Here is a 4,192-nt window from a genome sequence, read left to right as displayed (position 1 = left end):
CCCACGGCCTTCGGCGAGAAGATGGTGATGCGCATCTTCGACCCCGACAACGCCGTCAAGCAGCTCGACGGCCTGGGCTTCGGCGCGCAGGACGCCAAGCTCTGGGAGCAGCTCGTCACGCGCTCGCACGGCATCATTCTCGTCACAGGCCCGACGGGCTCCGGCAAGACGACCACGCTGTATTCGACCCTCAAGCGCCTGGCCACGGACGAAGTCAACGTGTGCACCGTCGAAGATCCGATCGAGATGATCGAGCCGGCCTTCAACCAGACGCAGGTGCAGACCGCGCTCGACTTCGGCTTCGCCGAAGGCCTGCGCGCGCTGATGCGGCAGGACCCGGACATCATCATGGTCGGCGAGATCCGCGACCTCGCCACGGCGGAGATGGCGATCCAGGCCGCGCTCACCGGCCACCTCGTCTTCAGTACGCTGCACACCAACGACGCGGCCTCGGCGGTCACCCGGCTCATCGACCTGGGCGTCGCGCCCTACCTGATCGGCGCCACCGTGATCGGCGTGCTGGCGCAGCGGCTGGTGCGCACGCTGTGCCCGGCCTGCAAGGCGCCTGACGACAGCGGCTCGCGCGAAACACTGGCCGAGGCCATCAAGCCGTGGCGGCTCTCGGGCGAGTACCGGCCCTGCAAGCCGGTCGGGTGCCTCGAATGCCGCCACACGGGTTTTCGCGGCCGCAGCGGCCTGTATGAACTGCTCGCGGTGAGCGATGCGCTGCAGCCCACCATTCATCCGCACTACGACGGCGCGGCGTTGCGCAAGCAGGCAGTGCATCAAGGCTTGCAGCCGCTGCGCCTGGCCGGCGCCATGAAGGTCGCGCAGGGTTCGACGACGATCGAAGAAGTGCTGCGCGCCACGCCCCGTTGGGAGTGAGTGACGCCGCAAGTACATCATTCGCGCCGGCTTATGCTTTGCTCGTGTCCTGCTTTGACAACGCTGACGCAGGAGCAGGGCCGGGCCGAGCTACGTAGTTACCCACTGAGGTGCTGGGCACCTCATTCCTAGAATGCGTGCACCGCGCTTCGGCGTGCGTGACGACAACAGGGAGACAACGCTTGAAGATCAAGAGTCAGCGCGATTTCGGATCGGCGATCATGTTTATCGTCATTGGCGTGAGCTTCGCCATCGGTGCCTTGAACTACACCTTCGGTAGTTCGGCACGTCCCGGACCGGCCTTCTTTCCCTTCGGCCTCGGCATCATCCTGGCCCTGCTCGGCGCGGTCGTGCTGTTCACGTCGCTGACCATTGAGAGCGAAGACGGCGACCCGATCGGCGCCATCGCCTTCAAGCCGCTGTTCATCGTGCTGAGTGCGTTCGTGGTGTTCGGCCTGGCGTTGCCGCGGCTCGGCATGGTGGTTTCGCTGCCCATTCTCATCATCCTGTCGGCGCTGGCCGGTGAAGAGTTCCACTGGCTCAGCGCGATCATCATGTCCATCGCTCTCACCGTGCTTTCCTGGGCGGTCTTCATCAAGGGCCTCGGGCTGACCATCCCGTTGTGGCCCGCTTTCATGGGCTGAGGACGACAAGCATGGAACTGTTCGACAACCTCGTCCTCGGCTTCGAGACCGCGCTCTCGCTCGAAAATCTTCTGTACGCCTTCTTCGGCACGGTCATCGGCACGCTCGTCGGCGTGCTGCCTGGCCTGGGCCCGACCGCCACGATGGCCATGCTGCTGCCATCGATCTACGCGCTCGACGCCACGCCGGCACTCATCATGCTGGCCGGCATCTATTACGGCTCGCAGTACGGCGGCTCCACCACGGCCATTCTGATCAACGTGCCGGGCGAGTCGAGCTCGGTGGTCACCGCGATCGACGGCTACGCCATGGCACGCCAGGGCCGCGCCGGCCCGGCGCTTGCCGCCGCGGGCCTGGGCTCCTTCTTCGCCGGCTCGGTGGCTACCTTGGTCATCGCGGCTTTCGCGCCGCCCCTCACCGAGCTGGCCTTCAAGTTCGGGCCGGCCGAATATTTTTCGCTCATGGTGGTGGGCCTGATCGGCGCGGTGGTGCTGGCATCGGGCTCGCTGATCAAGGCGCTGGGCATGATCGTGCTAGGTCTTTTGCTCGGTCAGGTCAACACCGACGTCATCTCCGGCACGCCGCGTTTTTCTTTCGGTATTCCCGAACTCACCGACGGCATCAGCTTCATCGGTATTGCCATGGGCGTCTTCGGCTTGTCCGAGATCATCGCCAACCTGGGCAAGCCGGCCGAGCAACGTGAGGTGTTCACGAAGGACGTGAAGGGGCTGTGGCCGACGAAAGACGATTTCCAGAAAGCTTGGCCGGCGGTGGTGCGCGGTACGGTGCTGGGCTCGGCCCTGGGCGTGCTGCCGGGCGGCGGCTCGATCCTTTCGGCCTTTGCCGCGTACACGCTGGAGAAGAAGGTTGCCAAGGATGCGAGCCAATTCGGCAAGGGCGACATCCGCGGCGTCGCTGGTCCGGAGAGTGCCAACAACGCCGGCGCGCAGACCAGCTTCATCCCGATGCTCACGCTCGGCATCCCGCCCAACACCGTGATGGCGTTGATGGTGGGGGCCATGACCATCAAGGGCATCCAGCCTGGCCCGCAGGTGATGACCAGCAACCCCGATCTCTTCTGGGGCCTGATCGCGAGCATGTGGATCGGCAACCTGATGCTGGTCGTCCTCAACCTGCCGATGATCGGCATCTGGATCAAGCTGCTGACGGTGCCCTACCGGTTCCTGTTCCCCGCCATCCTCACCTTCTGCAGCATCGGCCTGTACACCCTCAACAACAACAACTTCGACGTGTTCGTTGCGGCCGGCTTCGGCTTGGTCGGGTACACGTTTTACAAGTTCCAATGCGAGGGTGCGCCGCTTCTGCTGGGCTTCATCCTCGGGCCCATGATGGAGGAGAACCTGCGACGCGCGTTGCTGCTCTCGCGCGGCGAATGGAGCACCTTCGTCACGCGGCCACTGTCGGCGGGTCTGTTGGTTGCGGCGGTGCTGATGATCGTGGTCGTGATGCTGCCCACGATCCGCAAGAAGCGAGAGGTCGCTTTCCACGAAGAGGATTGACGAGCTTTGTCGCTCGCGCGGCGCTGCGTCGAAGTTTGCCGCCTCGCAAGTCCGCGCGTCCGCTGTGGCGGTGGCGCCGACGTCGGCGCCGTGAGCCTTTCTCGATGACCCCACCCGATCGGCTGCCTTGGGCGGGTCTCGCCCTCGCAATGACCGGCGCCATCGCCTTTTCGGGCAAGGCCATCGTCGCCAAGCTCCTGTACCGCCACGGCCTCGATGCGGTCACGGTGCTGTTCTTCCGCATGCTGTTCGCGCTGCCGTTCTTCCTGGCGATGGCTTGGTGGGCCAGCCGCGGCAAGCCGGCCCTGACGGCGCAGGACAAGCGCATGGTGCTGCTGCTCGGCGTGACCGGCTACTACCTGGCGAGCTTTCTCGACTTTCTCGGCCTGCAGTACATCAGCGCCAGTCTCGAGCGGCTGATCCTCTACCTCAACCCAACGCTGGTGCTGGCCTTCGGCGTGCTGTTGTTCGGACGAAAGGTGAGTGGTCGGCAGCTCATGGCCATCGGCGTCAGCTATGTCGGCGTGGCGCTGGTCTTCGGCCACGAAGTGGGCTTTCAGGGCCCCGACGCGGCGCTGGGTGCCGTTCTCGTTTTCGGCAGCGCGGTCAGCTATGCGGTCTATCTGGTCTACAGCGGCGAAGTGGTGCAGCGGCTCGGCGCACTGCGCCTGGTCGGTCTGGCCAGCACGGTGGCGTGCGCGCTGTGTATCGGTCAGTTCTTCGTGCTGCGCTCGCCCGAGGTGGCGCTGGGGGCCACTGCGCCGGTGCTGTGGCTGTCGCTGTTCAACGCCACGGTTTGCACGGTCGCCCCCGTGCTGATGGTGATGATGGCGATCGAGCGCATCGGCCCCACGCTGGCCGCGCAGACCGGCATGGTCGGGCCGATGAGCACGCTGCTGATGGGCATCGTGATCCTCGGCGAACCGTTCACGGCGTGGGTCGGCGCGGGGACCGCGCTGGTGCTGGTGGGGATCTGGATGCTGGCGCGGTGGCGCTGAGAGCGACACAGCGCTTCGGGCCGAGTCCGAGGCCGCGTTCGGTCGACGCGCCTCACAATGCATTCGTCACGACAGGCAGGCAGACACGGTATGGACTTCGGCATCGACGGCAGATGGGCGCTGGTGTGCGCCGCGAGCAAGGGTT

Annotated in this window: 4 protein-coding genes; all 4 read left to right on the top strand. The window is 65.4% G+C overall.

What is annotated here, in order from left to right; genetic code table 11:
* Positions 1-885, top strand: an 885-nt coding sequence (locus H0W38_RS17780; protein ID WP_292456558.1) for a GspE/PulE family protein, incomplete at its 5' end; no start/stop codon positions are given.
* Positions 886-1,067: 182 nt separating this feature from the next.
* A complete protein-coding gene (locus H0W38_RS17775) occupies positions 1,068-1,529 on the top strand; it encodes a tripartite tricarboxylate transporter TctB family protein (RefSeq protein ID WP_292456556.1) in 462 nt (153 codons plus the stop codon).
* 11 nt (positions 1,530-1,540) lie between these two features.
* Complete coding sequence (locus tag H0W38_RS17770) at positions 1,541-3,049, top strand: tripartite tricarboxylate transporter permease (RefSeq protein WP_292456554.1); 1,509 nt, start codon at positions 1,541-1,543, stop codon at positions 3,047-3,049.
* Positions 3,050-3,153: 104 nt separating this feature from the next.
* Positions 3,154-4,047, top strand: coding sequence for a DMT family transporter (locus tag H0W38_RS17765; protein WP_292456551.1), 894 nt, complete (start codon positions 3,154-3,156; stop codon positions 4,045-4,047).
* Positions 4,048-4,192 lie beyond the last annotated feature (145 nt).

The sequence above is a fragment of the Methylibium sp. genome, assembly GCF_013817365.1.
GTDB lineage: Bacteria > Pseudomonadota > Gammaproteobacteria > Burkholderiales > Burkholderiaceae_C > Methylibium.
This window is presented reverse-complemented; position numbering and strand designations above follow the sequence as displayed.